The sequence below is a fragment of the Xanthomonas sp. NCPPB 4467 genome, from assembly GCF_041475665.2.
Classification (GTDB): Bacteria; Pseudomonadota; Gammaproteobacteria; order Xanthomonadales; family Xanthomonadaceae; genus Xanthomonas; species Xanthomonas dyei.
Genome location: NZ_CM191260.1, coordinates 2,753,625 through 2,770,827, shown reverse-complemented (window position 1 = coordinate 2,770,827; position 17,203 = coordinate 2,753,625). Strand labels below are relative to the sequence as shown.

Sequence of the window (17,203 nt, the reverse complement as noted above, 5' to 3'; positions counted from 1 at the left end):
TCACTGCAGGTCATTGCGACCTGCAGTGATGCCTTGGCATCGATCAGGGAATGATGCGCAGGGCCCGCAACCGGGTGAACAGCTCAAAGAAGGAGGCGCGGCTGTCGTAGAAGTCCAGGAAGCCCAACTCGCGGCTCTTGGTCATATCGTTGACGCACTCGATCTCGCGGCCCAGGTCGGCATCGGTGTGCCACCACGAGGCCAGACGATTGACGTCCGACTCCACCAGATTGTGCTGCGCTGCCAATTCGGCCCACAGCGCCGGTGCGGTGTCGGTCAGGCGCGCTTCCAATGGCTGCGGCGTATCGGGGCAGGGGACTGCATCGAGGTCGAAGAACGCGGCGATCTCGCCCCACACCCAGCGCCAGCGGAATACATCGCCATTGACGGTATTGAATGCCTGGTTGCGCGCCGCCGGGCTGAGACCTGCCCAGGCCAGCTGACGGCCGAGCAGGCCGGCGTCGGTCAGATCTGTGAGGCTGTTCCACTGCGCCTGCGAGCCCGGAAACACGAATGGCTGGCCGGTGTGCTTGCACAGCGAGGCGTAGACCGCCAGCGTCACGCCCATGTTCATCGCATTGCTGCCATTGGCCATGCCGATCATGGTGTGCGAGCGATGTACGCTCCACCCGAAACCATGCCGCTCCGCGTGCGCGAACAGCAGGTCTTCGAGCGTGTAGTAGAAATTTTCGCCCGGCTGGCGCGGCTCGCTCTCGCGGAACGGCGTTTCGGCCTTGCCGCTGCCGTAGTTTTCGAACGCGCCCAGATAGTGCTTGGTGCCGGTGACCAGCGCCATGTGCTGCAGCGGCGCGTCGCTCAAGGCATCGCACAGGTGCCGCATCATCGCGCCATTGGCCTCGACGTTCTCGCGTTCGGTGTCGCGACGCGTCCAGGTACAGAAAAAGACGTGGGTGATCGGCAGACCGCGCAGCGCGTTGTTGGTGCTGTCGGCGTCCAGCAGATCGGCGGCGACAGGAATGACGCCATCGTGCTGCAGCGGGCGGCGCGCCAGGCCGTAAACGGTCCAACCGTCGGCTACCAGCACGTTGGCCAGGTTGTAACCGGAGATGCCGGTCACGCCGACAATCAATGCAATGCCTTTACGCATGTGGGGAACTCCTCAAAGACAGCGTCGAACATAGCCCGTTGATCATGAAATCGAGGCGAATGCCGGGCTGCGTGACCTGCTGAAAGCCTCAGGCGCTTCGCATCGGCCCTGTCTCATTGAACTACACGGTTCTACGTGTTCGCCTCGGCCGAACGGACGCGCGGACGTCAATCGATCAGACCGTGAGTTTCATCACCGACGGTTTTGGCCGCACGCACGCCTCGGCGTTTGGCATGCGCACCCAGTAGTGACATGCCGGCAATGTGCTACAGCAGATCCGGTCTCTTCTGACTGTCTTGCGCGCAAACCACCGCTGTCGGCAACGCAGTGATTGACTTAGCGTTGCTTCCTGGATCAGGAGGATCAGGATTGAGCAGCAACATGGATGTGTCAGGCCACGCAGCGCCATTGCCGCGCCTTGCATCGGCAGTGCCAGTGGCAGTCGCGTTGCTGCTGGGCGTGGTCGTTTGTGCGTGGTCGCCGGCGCTACTGCCGCAGGCGCTCTACGCCGCCTGCCTGTGGGCGGGGGCGCTGGGCATCGCGCTCGCCCGGTGGCTGCGTCCGTGGCGAGCTGCGTGGATGCTGGTGCTTGCGACGGCTGGGGCGGGCTTCGGGCTGACTGGCTGGCAAGTCGCCGAGACCTTGCAGGCGCAATTTCTGCCGCGTGACGAAGCGCGCGAGATACGCGTGCGTGGCCGCATTGTCGGGCTGCCGGTGGCCGAGCAACGGCGTACGCGCTTTCAGTTGCGCGTCGATCATGATCAAACGCAGCCGACGGCCCTGCGCGGCAAGCTGTTGCAACTGGCGTGGTACGACCCCTTCGGCGCCGATCAGATCGGGCCGCGTGTTGCCTTGCGTGCCGGGGCGGACTGGCAACTGCAGCTCAAGCTGCGAGCGCCGCGCGGTCTGCGTAATCCGGGTGGGTTCGATGCGGAGCGTCAGGCGTTGGCGCAGCGCATTGCGGCCACCGGGTATGTGCGCGATCTCGGCGCTGCACGCGAGCTTGCCGCTCCGCGCGGCGTGGATGCCTGGCGCGACCGGATGTCGCTGCGGATTGCCGAACAGGTCTCCGGTCCTTCCGCGCCTTACCTGCGCGCACTTGCATTGGGCGACACGCGCGGACTGGACGATGCGGCATGGGCGACCCTGCGCGCGACCGGGCTGAGTCATTTGATCGCCATCTCCGGATTTCATGTCGGCCTGGTTGCCGCGTTCTTTGCATTGGCGGTGGCCGGCGTGTGGCGATGGCGGCCGGGTTTGGGTCTGGTGATGCCGCGCGTGCACGCTGCGGCCATCGCCGCGCTACTCGGCGCGGCTGCGTACGCGGCGTTGGCAGGGCTGGCGCTGCCCACGGTCCGCACCGTGCTGATGATCGCCGTCGTCGCACTGGCGCGGGTCGCGCGGCGACGCGCCACAACCGCGCAGATTCTCGCGCTGGCCTTGTTCGCGGTGCTGGTATGGGACCCGCTGAGCGTGCTGGTGGCAGGCTTCTGGCTCAGTTTTGCCGGCGTTGCCTGGCTGGTGTGGTGCCTGCCCGCAGATGACCGGAGCATTCTGCGCGGCTTCCTGTCCGCGCAGACCGTCGCCACCGTCGGCTTGCTGCCGCTGACGGTCAGTTTGTTTGGGCAGGCATCGCTGGTGGGGCCGTTGGCCAATCTTGTCGCCATTCCCTGGTGGACCTTTGTCGTGGTGCCGCTGTGTCTGCTGGGAACGGCGCTCGAAGCACTGCAGGCTGGTGCGGGCCTGTGGGCGTGGCAATTGGCCGGCTGGTGCTTCGAGCTGACCTGGCCTTCGTTCGTCTGGCTTGGGCAGACCACGCTGGCGTTGTGGTGGGTGCCCGAATCCGACGGGATTGCGCTGATTGCAGCGTTGCTGGGCGCGTTCTGGCTATTGCTGCCGCGAGGCACGCCGGGCAAGGCCGTGGCGATGCTGCTGTGGCTGCCGCTGTTGTGGCCGGATCGCGCGTTGCCCGGCGCTGGCGAAGCCGACCTGCAAGTGCTGGATGTGGGGCAGGGTCTTGCGGTGTTGGTGCGCACGCAACGGCACGCGCTGCTGTTCGATACGGGCCCCGCAGTACGCGACGGGTTCGACGCCGGTGAGCGCGTGGTGCTGCCCGCCTTGCGCGCGCTCGGGGTGCGTCAACTGGATGCACTCGTGCTCAGTCATGCCGATGCCGATCATGCCGGTGGCTACCCAGCAGTGCGTGCAGGGCTGCCGGTCGCGATGACGGCAGCGCCGCCGGGCGCGCCGCTGGACGTCAGTGCGCGCTGCCAAGCCGGCCAGCAGTGGGAGTGGGATGGCGTGCGCTTTCGCTTTCTGCATCCAGGCGCGGATTTCCCGTACCTGCGCAATCAGTCCAGCTGCGTGCTGCGGGTTGAGACGCGGCATGCCAGTGCGTTGTTGCCAGGCGATATCGATGAACTCATCGAGCATCGGTTGATGCGCGAGCAGGTTGCCGGGCTGCGTGCCGAGGTGGTGGTGGTACCGCACCATGGCAGTGCGGATGGCTCCCACGCCCGCTTCGTTGCCGCCACGGGCGCGCGGCTGGCGCTGGTGTCCTCCGGGTATGGCAACCGTTTCGGCCATCCCCGCGCGCAGGTGGTCCAGCGCTGGCAGGGCAATGGCGCGGAATTGCTCGACACCGCCCGGTCCGGTGCGATCAGGGTGTGGCTGGGCGCGGATGGCCTGCAGGTCCGCGAACGACGGCGCTGGCAGCCGCGTCTATGGGATGCTGCGGAACGGCGGCGGTCGACTGCTATCCTATCGGCCAGCGAATAGGCGGCCGCGTCGCCGGAGGAATCGAATCGTGTTGGAGCTGGTCAAGGCGGGCGGTTGGCCGATGGTGCCGTTGCTGTTGCTGGGCGTGATCGCCCTGGCGATCGTGCTGGAGCGTCTGTGGACCCTACGCCGCAACGAGGTGACGCCGCCTGGGCTGGGCGAAGAGGTCCGTAACTGGGCCGCGCGCGGCAAGCTGGATCCCACCCATATCGAGTCGCTACGGCGCAATTCGCCACTGGGCGCGCTACTGGCTGCTGCACTGGATGTCCGTGGCCGTCCGCGCGATCTGGTCCGTGAACGTATCGAAGACACCGGTCGCCATGTGGTGCATCGCATGGAGCGCTATCTGAACGCGCTGGGCACCATCGCGTCGGCAGGCCCGCTGTTGGGGCTGCTCGGCACGGTGGTCGGCATGATCCAGATGTTCCTGGGCATCCTCGATCACGGCGTGGGCGATGTGAACCAACTGGCCGGCGGCATCGGCAAGGCGCTGGTGTGTACCGCCACCGGCATGATCATCGCGGTACCTGCGCTGATGGCGCATCGCTTCTTCAAGGGGCGCATTGCCGGCTATATCATCGAGATGGAGCAGGAAGCCACGCTGTTGCTGGACACCATGGAAGGCCGCGGAGCGCCTGTGGCCGCAGCACCGGCAGCGGCCGGCAGCAAGCCCGTCATGGCAAAGGGCTGACGGATGCGCATCGGCAGCGACCGAAGCCAGGACGAGCCGCAGATCGACCTGGTGCCGTTGATTGACGTCATTCTCGTCCTCATCATCTTCTTCGTGGTGACCACGACCTTCGACGCACGTTCCACGCTGCAGCTGCAATTGCCGACCGCCAGCGACCAGAACACCAGCGCGCCGCCGCGCTCGCTCAGCGTGCTGGTCAATGCCGACGGGCATTACTTCATCAACGACCAGGAAGTCCTGCGTGCGGACGTGGAGTCGCTGAAGCAGACCATTGCTCAGATCGCCGGCGACGACCGCGAGCAGACGGTGTTGATGCGCGCCGATGCGCGTACGCCGTATCAGGCCGTTGTCACCGCGCAGGATGCGTTGGGTCAACTTGGCTTTCGGCGCATCGCCATTGCGACTGCGCCCCAGACCGGCGCCGCCGGTAAAACAAGCAAGAACGGAACCCGCCAGTGACCACCACCAACGACCGCCCGGCGCCAGTGTCGTCCTGGCGCACGTACCGTCGCCTATTGGCTTTCGCCAAGCCGTATCGGCTGTTGCTGATCGCCGCGCTGATTGCCGCATTGGTCGAAGCCGCAGGTACCACCGGCTTTTTGGCGTTGATGAAGCCGATCACCGACGAAACCTTCATTTACAAGAACGCCGAAGTCAGTCGCTGGCTGCCGGTGCAGATCATCCTGCTGTTCGTGGTGCGTGGCATTGCCGGCTATATCACCGACATGGCGATGGGTAAATCCGCACGTAGCATCGCGCGCGATCTGCGCGTCAAGGTGATGGCCAAGTATCTGCGCCTGCCAGGTTCGCGCTTCGATTCCGAACCGGTCCCGTCGATGCTGATCCGCCTGGGCTCGGACTCGGATCAGGTTGCACAGGCTGCGGTGGATGCGGTCAAGGTGATGATCCAGCAGTCGCTGCAGGTGATCGGCGCATTGGCGCTGATGCTGTGGCATAGCTGGCAGGTCACGCTGACCATCCTGGTGCTCGCACCGGTACTGGCGTGGGTGATGGACAAGGTGGCACGTCGGTATCGACGCATCAGCCACAGCATCCAGGAAAGCGGCGCGCATCTGTTGCAGGCCGCCGACCAGACCTTGTCCAGCCACCAGGAGGTCAAGATCTACGGCGCCCAGCAGACCGAGATGGAGCGGTATGGCGCGCTGGCCGATCGCAATCTGCGGCTGGCAATGAAGGTGGAATCCACCCGCGGCATTTCTACCGCCACTGTGCAAATGATCGGTGCGATCGGGTTGTCGGCGCTGCTGTTCGTCGCCGGTGCCCAGGCCTTGGCGGGACGCCTGACCGCTGGCGACTTCGTGGTGCTGATGACCTCGATGCTGACGATCATCCCGGGCCTGAAGCAGCTCACCAATGTGCAGAACATGGTCCAGCGCGGCCTGGCCTCGGCCGAGCGGCTGTTCTCGGTGCTCGACAGCCCGGACGAGCCCGATCAAGGCGTCGTGCCGCTCACGCGCGCGAAGGGTTTGATCGAGTTCCGCGATGTGACCGCGCGCTATCCGGGGCAGGTGAATCCGGCGCTGGCCGAGGTCAGCTTCGTCGCGCAGCCCGGCACGGTGACGGCGATCGTCGGCCGCTCCGGGAGCGGCAAGTCCAGCCTGATCAAACTGATCCCGCGTTTCTACGAGGCCGAGGCCGGGCAGATCCTGCTCGACGGCCACCCGGTGCAGGCGTACTCGTTGGCCGACCTGCGCCGCCAGATCGCGCTGGTCGGCCAGCAGGTCATGCTGTTCGACGGCAGCATCGCCGACAACGTGGCCTATGGCGAAATGCGCACGGCAGATGCCGGCCAACTGGAGCGCGCGATCCTTGGCGCCAATGCGATGGAGTTCGTGGCGCAACTGCCCGAGGGCCTGCAGTCGCATGTCGGCACCAAGGGCGGGCGGCTGTCCGGAGGGCAGCGCCAGCGCCTGGCGATCGCACGCGCGATGCTCAAGGATGCGCCGATCCTGATCCTGGACGAAGCCACTGCGGCGCTGGACAACGAGTCCGAGCGACTGGTGCAGGATGCCTTGCACAAGTTGATGCCGGACCGCACCACGTTGGTGATCGCGCACCGGCTGTCCACCATCGAGCATGCCGATCAGGTGCTGGTGATGGATCAGGGCCGCATCGTCGAGCGCGGCACGCACAACGAATTGCTGGCGCAGGGTGGGTTGTATTCGCATCTGCACGGCATGCAGTTTCGCGAACGTCAGGCATGAGCAAGCGCGGCACCCGCACCCCGGGGTATTGGTACGACAATGCGCCGATTCCGCTACCGGCGCGTTTATTGGCACCCATCTATGGCGCCGCCATCGCATTGCGGCGCGGCCTGTACCGCCGCGGCTGGCGCAAGCGGCATGGCGTGCCGGTGCCGGTGATCGTGGTCGGCAATGTCACTGCCGGTGGCACCGGCAAGACTCCGCTGACCATTGCCTTGGTATCCAAGCTGCAGGAAGCCGGCTGGACCCCAGGCGTCGCCAGCCGCGGCTATGGCCGCGATGATTCCGGCACTGCCCGGTGGGTCGATGCGGACACGGCAGTCGCACTTGGCGGCGACGAGCCTGTGTTGATCGCCTGGAAGACCGGCGCACGCGTGCGCGTGGATAGCGACCGTGTCGCCGCTGCGCGCGCACTGGTCGAGGCGGGGTGCGACATCATCGTCTGCGATGACGGGTTGCAGCATTACCGGCTGGCACGCGATGTGGAAATCGAAGTGGTCGACGGACAGCGCCGCTATGGCAATGGCCGCCTGCTACCGGCCGGACCGTTACGCGAACCGGCCGCGCGCGCGCACGATTGCGACTTCCGCGTGGTCAATCTGGGCCAGGCCAGCGCCACCACAGCGCCACAGACAATGGACGACGCCGGTTTCGGCGAATGGCAGATGCGCCTGAGCATCGACAGCGTGCAGCCGATGGACGGCAAACGTGCGCAACCGCTGAGCATGCTGGCCGGCCAGCGCGTGCACGCCGTGGCCGGTATCGCGCACCCGGAGCGCTTTTTTGCCATGTTGCGCGCCCGCGGTATTGGCGTCGTCCCGCATGCCTTTCCCGATCATCATGTGTATCGCGCGGCAGATTTCAGTTTCGGTAGCCGCCTGCCGGTGCTGATGACCGAAAAGGATGCGGTGAAGTGCCGGCCATTCGCCGACGAGTGGCTGTATAGCGTGCCGCTTAAGGCAGAGTTGCCGGCGGCGTTCTGGGTGAGTCTGCTGGATCGGCTGGACAAGTTGGCCAGCCGGCAGGGCGTTTGATCTTGGCGGTGTGTCGTGCGGCGCTCGCTGCGGATGCAGGAGCGGTTGCGCGTCGCCCTTGGGGTTCGCCCGATGATCAATGCCGCTTCAGACCGGACAGCGATGGGCTTGCTGAGACACTGCGCAGGCACGCGCCGCGCGTGGAGCGGCTGACAACACGGTGCGAGCAGTCGTCAGGTGGGGCGGGCCGTGCGCTCAGAACCGCACTGTACGCGTGGGACAAGCCACACCGGGCACCGGCACGCGCCGGCCTGGCGCTGAGCGCGGGAATGGTGTTCGCCGCTCCTGTTCCAGCTCGAGGGCTGCATCCTTGCGCGGCCGCACCAGCGACAGTGGCTATACGACTGCTGGCGCCATGCTGTACTGCTGCAACCGTAGCCACCCGTCGCAGCGCGGCAGTTTTCGCCGGCGCTGCTGATGCAAGAGTGCGATGCATGCTAGATGGTCCCGCCGTTCCAACACTCCTTGCTGCCGAGAGCGCAACCACATGACCAACACCCTGTCTGCCGATTTCGTCGTCGCCATTCCGGCGCGCTACGCGTCCACGCGCCTGCCGGGCAAGCCGCTGCAGTTGATCGGCGATCGTCCGATGATTCAGCACGTGGCCGAGCGGGCATTGTCGGCAGGCGCACGCGAGGTATGGGTCGCAACCGATGACGTACGAATTTCAGACGCGATCGAGGGCGTGCCCGGCGTGCACGTGGCGATGACCGGCAGCGACCATGTCTCCGGCACCGATCGCCTGGCCGAATGCGCGCGCATCGCCGGCTGGGACACCGACACCTGCGTGGTGAATCTGCAAGGCGACGAACCGTTTGCGCCGGCTGCCGGCATTCGCGCGGTCGCCGAGCTGCTGCTGCGCTCCGGCGCGGAGATGGCTACGCTGGCCGCGCAGGTGGAGAGCGCGCACGATCTGTTCGATCCGAATGTGGTCAAGCTGGTGCGCAGCGCGAGCGGGGATGCACTGTATTTCAGCCGTGCGCCGATTCCCTGGCACCGCGACAGCTTCGCCAGTCAGCGCGACCGCTTGCCCGAGGAGGGGCAATGGCTGCGTCATATCGGCATCTACGCCTATCGCGCCGGGTTTCTGCAGCAGTTCGCAGCGATGCCGCCCGGCCTGCTGGAACGCATCGAATCGCTGGAACAGCTGCGCGCGATGGAAGCCGGTCATCGCATCGCCGTTGCGTTGACGCCCGAGCAATTTCCGCCGGGCATCGATACGCCGGACGATCTGGCACGTGCACAAGCGCGGGTGGCATCGGCATGAAGGTCTTGATCGTGTGCCTGGGCAATATCTGTCGTTCGCCGATGGGCGAGGGCGCCTTGCGCGCGCGGCTGGACGAGGCACGCGTGTCGCGCCGCATCGAGGTCGATTCGGCCGGTACCGGCGATTGGCACGCCGGCGATCCGCCCGACCCACGCGCCATCCGTTGCGCACGCGGACACGGCGTGGATATCTCCGGCCTGCGCGCACGGCAGGTGCGCGACGAGGATTTCGATCACTTCGACTGGCTGCTGTGCGCCGACAATAACAATCTGCGCGATCTGCAGCGTCTGGCGCCGGCAGCGCAACGCGACAAGGTCGCGTTGTGGTTACCGTGGGCTGGCGTGGATGCGCGCGACGAAATTCCGGACCCGTACACCGGCGGTAGCAAGGATTTCGAGGACGTCTGGCAACTGGTCGATACCGCGGCGCGACAGACGGTCGCCAGACTCACCCGCGGCTAATCGCGCTTGGGCATAATTACCGCATGACTGCCCAGCTCACCCAGGAACTGCCGGAATTTCCTACCTGGCTCAATGCCAGGCCATCTACCTTGCAGGAGCATCGCGGCCGCGCGCTCGTGCTGGCGTTCGTCAATGCCAGCTCGGTGTGGTGCGCCGAGCGTCTTGCCGAGCTTGCGCAATGGCAGGCGCGTAGCCCCGGGCGGCTGCAGGTGATCGTGGTGCAGGTGCCGCGCTTCGATAGCGAACGCCTGCCGCAACGCTCGCTCAAGCAACTGCGCGGGCACGGCGTCAGCGCGCCGATCCTGCTCGACAAGGACTGGGAAACCTGGCGCCGCTTCGGTATCGAATCCTGGCCCACCCTGGTGTTGCTGGATGCCTATGGCCGCGAGCGCCAGCGCCTGGTGGGTGTCACCGCTGATCTGGACAAGGCCCTGGCCGCATTGTGCGAAGGCCAGCAACCGCCTTCCGACGCCGACTTGCAAGGCATTGCAGAACGCGACCCCGAGCCGCGCCTGGCGCTGCGCTTTCCGACCGGTCTTGCCGCGACCGAAGACCGTCTGTACATCGCCGATACCGGGCACCACCGCGTGCTCGAATGCACCCATGGCGGCCGGGTGCTGCGGCAATTCGGCCACGGCAATGCAGATCTCATCGATGGCGGTACCGGCGAGGCGGCCTTTAGGCGCCCGCAGGGTCTGGCGCTGGAGCGCGATCAGCTGTACGTCGCCGACACCGGCAATCACGCATTGCGTCGCATCAACCTGCGCAGCGGGCAGGTGGACACCTTATGCGGCACCGGTCGCTCAGCCGAGCCGGTGGAAGGGCCGTTGGCCTTTGCCGGTGCGTCTGCACTGAACTATCCGCAAGGTCTGGCCATTGCCGACAACCAGGTATTGATTGCCATGGCCGGCGACAACCGCATCTGGAGTTACGACCTGGGACGCGCTGCACTGAGCGCGCGTGCCGGCACCGGGTCCCTTGAAATTCGCGACGGCAGCGGTCATCTCGCGGCCTTCGCGCAACCGGCAGGGTTGGCGGCGGTGCAGCAGGTTGCCTACGTGTGCGATGGGTTGGGCTCGTCGATCCGCACCATGCAGCTGCGCGGCGATCTGGTGCAGACCTTGGTGGGCGGGCAGGGCATCTGGCATTTCGGCGATGAAGATGGCCCCCGCGGCACCGCGCGCCTGCAATTTCCGCAAGCCATCGCATTGGGCGCCGACTCGCCGATGCTGTGGATTGCCGACACCGGTAACGGACGGCTGCGCTGCCTGCGTTTGGGCGGCGGCGAACTCACCACGGTCGAACTGCCGCGACGTCTGCACGGCCCGGCCGGGCTGGCTGTCGCCGCCGGTGCAGTCTGGATTTCCGAAACCGATGCCCATGCCGTTTTACGTTACGACCTTGCAAGCGGCGCACTGAGTGATGTTGCGATAGACGAATGAGCGCAAGGCCCCAAGCCGACTTCGATGGAAAAGCGTTTGCTGCGCAACTGAGCACCGCGCCCGGCGTTTACCGCATGTATGCGAGCGACGACACCTTGCTGTACGTCGGCAAGGCCGGCGCGTTGCGTAAGCGTGTAGGCAGCTATTTCAACGGCACGCCAAAGAATGCGCGGCTGACCTCGATGCTGTCGCAGGTCGCGCGTATGGACGTCACCGTGACCCGCAGCGAGGCCGAAGCGCTGCTGCTGGAAAACCAACTGATCAAATCCTTGTCGCCGCGCTACAACGTGTCGTTGCGCGACGACAAAAGTTATCCATACGTCCTGCTGACGCGCGAAGACTGGCCGCGTATCGCGTTGCACCGCGGCCCGCGTGCGGTGCAGGGGCGCTATTTCGGCCCCTACACCGGCGTGACCGGCGTGCGCGAAACGCTGAGCCTGATGCACAAGCTGTTCAAGCTACGCAGTTGCGAAGACAGCGTGTTTCGCAACCGCTCGCGACCGTGCCTGCAGTACCAGATCGGCCGTTGCAGCGGCCCGTGCGTGGATCTGGTGGCCGCGCCCGATTACGCCGAATCGGTACGACGCGCCACCATGTTTCTGGAAGGCAAGAGCGATCAGCTCGGCGAAGAGATCATGCAGTCGATGCAGCAGGCCAGCGAAGCGCTCGAATTCGAGCGTGCCGCGCGTCTGCGCGATTTGCTGTCGTCGCTGCGCGGTATGCAGAACCGCCAGTACGTCGACGGCCGCGCCGCCGATCTGGATGTGCTGGCTTGCGCCACCCAGTCCAGTCAGGCTTGCGTGTTGCTGCTGAGCTTCCGCGACGGCCGCAACCTGGGCACGCGCTCGTTCTTTCCCAAGACCAACGGCGAAGACAGCGCCGACGAAATCCTGGCGGCCTTCGTCTCGCAGTACTACGCCGAACATTCGCCGCCGCGCGAGATCTTGCTGGATCGCGAGATTCCCGACGCCGAACTGATCGAGGCCGCGCTCAGCACTGCCGCCGAGCACAAGGTAGCGCTCAAGTGGAACGTGCGTGGCGAGCGCGCCGGCTACTTGTTGCTGGCGACCCGCAACGCGCAGCTGACCCTGGTGACCGAGCTCACCAGCCAGAGCGCGCAGCACGCACGCAGCGAAGCGCTGCGCGAGATGCTGGGCTTGGCCGAGCAGGTCAAGCGCGTGGAATGCTTCGATATCAGTCACACCATGGGCGAGGCCACGGTGGCGTCGTGCGTGGTGTTCGACGCCAGCGGCCCGGTGCGCGGCCAGTATCGCCGCTTCAATATTTCCGGCATCACGCCGGGCGACGATTACGCGGCGATGCGTCAGGCGATCGAACGGCGGTTTCGGCGTGCAGTGGAAGAAAACGGCGTCCTCCCCGATGTGCTGCTGATCGACGGCGGCGCCGGCCAGCTGGCGCAGGCGCAGGCCGCATTGGCCGACCTTGGCGTGGAGAACGTCGTGCTGGTCGGCGTGGCCAAGGGCGAGGAGCGCAGGGCAGGGCACGAGGCGCTGATCATGGCCGACGGCCGCGAACTGCGACCGGGCGCAGCCTCGCCGGCACTGCAATTCATCCAGCAGGTCCGTGACGAAGCGCACCGCTTTGCGATCACCGGCCATCGCGGGCGCCGCCAGAAAGCGCGCATGACCAGCAAGCTCGAGGATATCCCTGGCATCGGGCCACGCCGCCGCGCGAGCCTGCTCAAGCATTTCGGTGGCCTGGTCGGTCTCAAGGCGGCCGGCGAAGCCGAGATTGCGCGGGTGGACGGGGTCAATGCCGCACTTGCTGCGCGAATCTACGCTAACCTGCACGGGCTGGCGCTTCCCGATGCGGCAGGCGAGTCGAGTCCGTAATGAAGTTGACCATCCCCACGTGGCTGACACTGCTGAGGATCCTGATGATCCCGGTGTTGGTCGTGGTCTTCTACCTGCCATACACCTGGACGAACTTCGCTTCGGCCGGTGTGTTCGCGCTGGCCGCCATCACCGACTGGCTGGATGGCTGGGTCGCGCGGCGGTATCACCAGTATTCCGCGTTCGGCGCGTTCCTCGATCCGGTTGCCGACAAGTTGATGGTCGCCGTCGCCTTGTTCCTCATCGTGCAGGGGCATCCCACGCCGTGGATGGCGTTCTGGGCGGCCGTCATCGTGGGCCGCGAGATCGCAGTCTCCGCATTGCGTGAGTGGATGGCCGAGATCGGCCAGCGCGCCAAGGTGCGCGTTGCAGCGATCGGCAAGATCAAGACCACGGCGCAGATGGTGGCGCTGCTTTGCCTGCTGTATTCGGTCACTCCTGGCCAGATGCCCACGCATGAAATCTGGCTGGGCAATCTGATCTTCCGTGCCGGCTATTGGACACTGGCGATCGCTGCACTGCTGACATTGTGGTCGGGTTTTCAGTATCTGCAGGCGGCATGGCCGAGTCTGCGTGCGGACGAAAAAGCGGCGATCAGCAACAAGCCGAAAAAAATCGAAAGCAACAGTTGACAGCTATCCTGTTCGCTGTAGAATTTCGCCTCCCAAGCGGGAATAGCTCAGTTGGTAGAGCGCAACCTTGCCAAGGTTGAGGTCGCGAGTTCGAGTCTCGTTTCCCGCTCCAGATTTAGACAAGGCCCCCTGTCCGAGGTCTCGTTGTTTCAAGGCAGGATGCCTTGGGTTTGATGTTTCGGCCTGGTGGTAGAGTGGTTATGCAGCGGACTGCAAATCCGCGTACGCCGGTTCAATTCCGGCCCAGGCCTCCATATGCAGTCGCTGTCTCGCATCGGCAACGATAGCGGGGCTAGCGCAACGAAGTGACAAGCTGTACAATTTAGTTTCACGCGGGAATAGCTCAGTTGGTAGAGCGCAACCTTGCCAAGGTTGAGGTCGCGAGTTCGAGTCTCGTTTCCCGCTCCAAATTCAAACCCCGGATGTCCTACGATATCCGGGGTTTTTGTTTTTTGTCGTAAAGAGCCTTTTGTTTGGTGACACGCTGTCGTGAAACCTGGCTTTTGGCTTAAGAAAGCTGCTGGATGACGCTAAAGCCAATAGTGCGTGTGCGTACGCGGCAGGCTTGCTCACGTAGCTGGTGGTTGGCGCCAGGTCGAGCGGGCACAGGTCGTGCCTCGATTCACTTTGCGGCATGTGCGAATGCGATCGACATCTTGCTTGACGGCCCGAGCTTGGATATCACGTGTCGACTGCAGTGCAGTGAGACGCCTGCAAGAGAATTTCGCAGGTCATTGCGGAGATGGAAGGCGCGGACGCATTTCTGTACATGAAACATGCGTTGCCGCTTGCCCGCGCATTGCAGGCTGCACGCGTCGCAGTGATTGCGGGTGGGTGGTGTTGCTCCCTGACATGCCGACTGCAGGGAGCGTCTTCATCGCGGCAGGGAAGCATCCTTAAAGAGGCAGCGTCATCGCGTCTTGCGGCAAAGTCACTTGCCTGAGTGTGCCCGGGGCGGGGGTCGAACCCGCATAGCCTTGCAGCTGAGGGATTTTAAGTCCCTTGCGTCTACCAATTTCGCCACCCGGGCATTGCGATAGCGTGCCTGATTGCGCGGCGATTGTGAATCTCCAAGCGACGATTCTTCCCAAGGCCTGAGACATGCCGCGTGCGCTATGCTGCCGCCGCACAGCCGCGCGGTACCCACCGCACACGATCCCAAGGAACCGCATGTCAGGCAACACGCTTCTCCCACTGCTGCATGCACGCATTGCCGTCATCGGACTCGGCTACGTGGGCCTGCCGTTGGCGGTGGCGTTTGGCGAGCACCGCGACACCCTGGGCTTCGACATCGATGCGCAGCGGGTCGCGCAGCTGCACGACGGTCACGATGCCACGTTGGAGCTGGACGCCGCCGAGTTGGCCGCGGCAACGCAGTTGCGCTACAGCGCAACCGCCGCTGAGCTGGCGAGCTGCAGCATTTTCATTGTCACCGTGCCGACACCCATCGACAGTTTTGAGCAGCCGGACCTGGAGCCGTTGCGTAGCGCCACGACCTTGATTGCCGCCGCGCTCAAGCCCGGCGATCTGGTGATCTACGAGTCCACCGTGTATCCAGGTACCACCGAAGAAGTCTGCGTGCCGCTGCTCGAAGCCGCCTCCGGTTTGCGCTTCAACCAAGACTTTTTCTGCGGCTATAGCCCCGAGCGCGTCAATCCGGGCGACCGGCAGCGGCGCCTGCGCGATATTCGCAAGATCACCTCCGGCTCGACGCCGCAGGCTGCCGACATAGTCGATGCGCTGTATACCAGCATCATCACCGCAGGCACGTGGCGCGCGTCGTCGATGCGCGTGGCCGAAGCGGCCAAGGTGGTGGAAAACATCCAGCGCGACGTCAATATCGCGCTGGTCAACGAGCTGGCGCTGATCTTCGACAAACTCGGAATCGACACGCTCGACGTGCTCGAAGCGGCCGGAACCAAGTGGAATTTCCTGCCGTTCCGTCCCGGCCTGGTCGGCGGCCACTGCATCGGGGTGGATCCGTACTATCTGATGCACAAATCCGAGAGCGTGGGTTACCACCCGGACCTGATCCACACCGCGCGCCAGGTCAATAACCGCGTCGGCCGGCATGTCGCCGAGCGCGTCTGCGGCGTGTTGGCGCTGCGCGGCGTAACGCTGGCGCAGGCGCGGGTGTTGGTGCTGGGTGCCACCTTCAAGGAGAACTGCCCGGACCTGCGCAATAGCCGGGCGCTGGAGTTGGTACAGCTGCTGCAGGCGGCCGGCGTGCACGTCGATACCTGCGACCCGTGGGCAGACCCGGCCGAAGCCCTGCAGCATGGTGGCGTGCAGCTCTGCGAGTCGCCGGACGAGGGGACCTACGATGCGGTCGTGCTGGCAGTCGCTCATGCGCAGTATCGCGATTACGACGTGGAGCGCATCGCCGCACTCGGCAAGCCGGGCGCGGTGGTGTACGACGTCAAGTCGGTATGGCCGCGCGCGGCCGTCAGCGATCGCCTGTGACGCGATTGTGGCGGTGTTGCAGCCAATCCACGGCGCCGAGCGCGGCGCGTCGGCCGCTGGCAAAACACGCGGTCAGTAGATAGCCGCCGGTTGGCGCTTCCCAGTCGAGCATTTCGCCGGCACAGAACACGCCAGGTTGCGCGAGCGCCATCAGCTGCGTGTCCAGCGCTTCCAATCGCACGCCACCGGCTGAACTGATTGCCTCGGCCAGCGGGCGCGTCCTCAGCAGGCGCAGCGGCAGGTGCTTGAGCGTCCGTGCAACCCGCGCAAGATCGTCGCCGGCCTGTTTGCCCAGGTGTTCGTACAGCAGTGCGGCCTTGACGCCTTCGATGCCGACCTGGCGACGCAAATGCTCGCTGAAACTGCGCCCCTTGCGTGGCAGGGCCAACTCTGCGCTCACTCGTTCCAACGTGCGTCCAGGCACCAGATCAAGGCCAAGCTCGGCGTGGCCGTGTGCATCGATCTGGTTGCGCAACTCTGCGGCGATTGCATAGATCAAGCTACCTTCGATTCCGTTTCCGGTCGCGACGCATTCGCCCTGCAACGCGTGCTGCACGCCGGCGCCATCGCGCCAGTGTGCGACGACCGGCTTGAGCGGCGCTCCCGCATGCCGTTGCACAAAATGCGCGCTCCAGTCGATATCGAAACCGCAGTTGGCAGGCACTAGCGGCGCAACGGCGATGTCGTGCTGCTGCAGCGTTGCCTGCCACCGCCCATCCGAGCCAAGCTGTGGCCAACTGCCGCCACCCAGCGCCAGCACCACTGCATCGGCATGACATGCGATCTCGCCCGCAGCCGTTGCGAACTGCAGCGCGCCGTCGTCGTTCCAGCCCAACCACCGGTGCTGCACATGGAAGTTGATGCCCTGTTCCTTGAGTCGGCGCACCCAAGTGCGCAGCAGCGGCGCAGCTTTGCGATCGATCGGGAACACCCGCCCAGAGCTGCCGACATAGGTCTCCACACCCAGGTCGCGCGCCCAGGTACGCAAGGCGTCCGCATCGAAGTCCTGCAGCCACGATGCCACCGCCGAGGTGCGCTCGCGGTAGCGCTGCGCAAACAGCGGCATCGGGTCGGAGTGGGTGAGATTCAGCCCGCCCTTGCCGGCAATCAGAAACTTGCGCCCCACCGACCCCTTGGCTTCGTAGAGATCGACCGCGATGCCGGCAGCGCCCGCGACTTCAGCGGCCATCAACCCCGCAGGCCCGCCGCCAATCACCGCCAGCCGCGGTCTGTTCGCATCCATCATTGC

12 protein-coding genes, 4 tRNA genes, 1 other RNA gene and 1 pseudogene are annotated in these 17,203 nt (G+C 65.2%); 14 read left to right on the top strand and 4 right to left on the bottom strand.

What is annotated here, in order from left to right:
• Positions 1-43: 43 nt before the first annotated feature.
• On the bottom strand, positions 44-1,108 hold the full coding sequence (locus tag ACCQ06_RS12090; protein ID WP_316685840.1) for an SDR family oxidoreductase: 1,065 nt from the start codon (positions 1,106-1,108) through the stop codon (positions 44-46).
• Positions 1,109-1,489: 381 nt separating this feature from the next.
• Here ACCQ06_RS12090 and ACCQ06_RS12085 point away from each other — a divergent pair.
• The 5 genes and pseudogenes from ACCQ06_RS12085 to lpxK form a co-directional block, all read left to right on the top strand.
• A pseudogene (locus tag ACCQ06_RS12085) lies at positions 1,490-4,021 on the top strand (DNA internalization-related competence protein ComEC/Rec2); the annotation flags it as partial.
• Positions 3,915-4,577, top strand: coding sequence for a MotA/TolQ/ExbB proton channel family protein (locus ACCQ06_RS12080; RefSeq protein ID WP_316685839.1), 663 nt, complete (start codon positions 3,915-3,917; stop codon positions 4,575-4,577). The pseudogene ACCQ06_RS12085 and the gene ACCQ06_RS12080, both read left to right, overlap by 107 nt.
• A 3-nt stretch (positions 4,578-4,580) precedes the next feature.
• Positions 4,581-5,036 carry an ExbD/TolR family protein gene (locus ACCQ06_RS12075; RefSeq protein WP_228324788.1) on the top strand — a complete coding sequence of 152 codons (456 nt, stop codon included), beginning with the start codon at positions 4,581-4,583 and terminating at the stop codon, positions 5,034-5,036.
• Complete coding sequence (gene msbA, locus ACCQ06_RS12070; protein WP_316685838.1) at positions 5,033-6,802, top strand: lipid A export permease/ATP-binding protein MsbA; 1,770 nt, start codon at positions 5,033-5,035, stop codon at positions 6,800-6,802. Before ACCQ06_RS12075 ends, msbA begins: the two co-directional genes overlap by 4 nt.
• A complete protein-coding gene (gene lpxK / locus ACCQ06_RS12065) occupies positions 6,799-7,836 on the top strand; it encodes a tetraacyldisaccharide 4'-kinase (RefSeq protein WP_055854190.1) in 1,038 nt (345 codons plus the stop codon). Before msbA ends, lpxK begins: the two co-directional genes overlap by 4 nt.
• Positions 7,837-7,983: 147 nt before the next feature.
• On the opposite strand, the gene ACCQ06_RS12060 is transcribed toward lpxK, so the two are convergent.
• Positions 7,984-8,059: non-coding RNA, sX9 sRNA (locus ACCQ06_RS12060), on the bottom strand.
• A gap of 264 nt (positions 8,060-8,323) precedes the next feature.
• On the opposite strand from ACCQ06_RS12060, the gene kdsB reads away from it, so the two are divergent.
• The 8 genes from kdsB to ACCQ06_RS12020 all read left to right on the top strand — a co-directional run bounded on the left by kdsB (position 8,324) and on the right by ACCQ06_RS12020 (position 13,899).
• Complete coding sequence (gene kdsB / locus ACCQ06_RS12055; RefSeq protein WP_316685837.1) at positions 8,324-9,103, top strand: 3-deoxy-manno-octulosonate cytidylyltransferase; 780 nt, start codon at positions 8,324-8,326, stop codon at positions 9,101-9,103.
• Positions 9,100-9,564 (top strand): low molecular weight protein-tyrosine-phosphatase, encoded by a 465-nt coding sequence (locus tag ACCQ06_RS12050; RefSeq protein WP_316685836.1) that lies wholly within the window; start codon positions 9,100-9,102, stop codon positions 9,562-9,564. Before kdsB ends, ACCQ06_RS12050 begins: the two co-directional genes overlap by 4 nt.
• Before the next feature lie 23 nt (positions 9,565-9,587).
• Positions 9,588-11,006, top strand: a complete 1,419-nt coding sequence (locus tag ACCQ06_RS12045) for a hypothetical protein (RefSeq protein ID WP_316685835.1) — start codon at positions 9,588-9,590, stop codon at positions 11,004-11,006.
• Positions 11,003-12,859 carry an excinuclease ABC subunit UvrC gene (gene uvrC, locus ACCQ06_RS12040; protein ID WP_316685834.1) on the top strand — a complete coding sequence of 619 codons (1,857 nt, stop codon included), beginning with the start codon at positions 11,003-11,005 and terminating at the stop codon, positions 12,857-12,859. Before ACCQ06_RS12045 ends, uvrC begins: the two co-directional genes overlap by 4 nt.
• Positions 12,859-13,491 (top strand): CDP-diacylglycerol--glycerol-3-phosphate 3-phosphatidyltransferase, encoded by a 633-nt coding sequence (pgsA, locus tag ACCQ06_RS12035; protein WP_046964068.1) that lies wholly within the window; start codon positions 12,859-12,861, stop codon positions 13,489-13,491. The genes uvrC and pgsA overlap by 1 nt, the downstream gene beginning before the upstream one ends.
• 36 nt (positions 13,492-13,527) lie before the next feature.
• A tRNA-Gly gene (locus tag ACCQ06_RS12030) sits at positions 13,528-13,603 on the top strand.
• Between the two features lie 68 nt (positions 13,604-13,671).
• Positions 13,672-13,745, top strand: a tRNA-Cys gene (locus ACCQ06_RS12025).
• A gap of 78 nt (positions 13,746-13,823) precedes the next feature.
• Positions 13,824-13,899, top strand: a tRNA-Gly gene (locus ACCQ06_RS12020).
• Between the two features lie 538 nt (positions 13,900-14,437).
• On the opposite strand, the gene ACCQ06_RS12015 is transcribed toward ACCQ06_RS12020, so the two are convergent.
• Positions 14,438-14,521, bottom strand: a tRNA-Leu gene (locus ACCQ06_RS12015).
• A gap of 140 nt (positions 14,522-14,661) precedes the next feature.
• Between ACCQ06_RS12015 and ACCQ06_RS12010 the strand changes: the two genes are divergently transcribed.
• Positions 14,662-15,954 (top strand): nucleotide sugar dehydrogenase, encoded by a 1,293-nt coding sequence (locus ACCQ06_RS12010; protein ID WP_316685833.1) that lies wholly within the window; start codon positions 14,662-14,664, stop codon positions 15,952-15,954.
• On the opposite strand, the gene ACCQ06_RS12005 is transcribed toward ACCQ06_RS12010, so the two are convergent.
• Positions 15,938-17,200 (bottom strand): TIGR03862 family flavoprotein, encoded by a 1,263-nt coding sequence (locus ACCQ06_RS12005; protein ID WP_316685832.1) that lies wholly within the window; start codon positions 17,198-17,200, stop codon positions 15,938-15,940. The genes ACCQ06_RS12010 and ACCQ06_RS12005 overlap by 17 nt on opposite strands.
• Between the last annotated feature and the right edge of the window lie 3 nt (positions 17,201-17,203).